We start from the raw sequence: 367 nt of genomic DNA on the forward strand, positions 1-367 counted from the left end.
TGACGCGGGCGACGCCGCCGAGCTGGAAGTGGTGCGTATGCAAAGCGAGGTGTCAGCGACCGAATCGGAGGCGCTGGCCTTGCAACGCCAGCAAGCCACGCTCAGCAATGCGCTGGCGGTGCTGGTCGGCGAGGTGGCCACCGGATTTGTGCTGCCCGCTGCCCAGGGCGAGGTGCGTCTGCCGGTGATTCCCGCAGGCGTACCCGGCACCGTGCTGGCCCGCCGGCCCGATGTGTCTGCCGCGCAAGCCAGCGTGCTGGCGGCCCAGGCCCGCGTGGGCGTGGCGCAAGCGGCCTGGTTCCCGGCCATCACCCTGACCGGCAATGGCGGCTTTGCATCGCCCGACCTGGGCGACCTGTTCAAGTGG

Annotated in this window: 1 protein-coding gene; it reads left to right on the forward strand. The window is 70.8% G+C overall.

Features of this window, described 5'->3' with window-relative positions; all coding sequences use genetic code 11:
• Positions 1–367: TolC family protein (locus H928_RS29260; protein ID WP_043341501.1), on the forward strand; the 367-nt coding region annotated here is incomplete at both ends.

Origin of the sequence: Comamonas sp. B-9, from assembly GCF_000410635.1 — a bacterium.
Taxonomy (GTDB): domain Bacteria; phylum Pseudomonadota; class Gammaproteobacteria; order Burkholderiales; family Burkholderiaceae_C; genus Comamonas.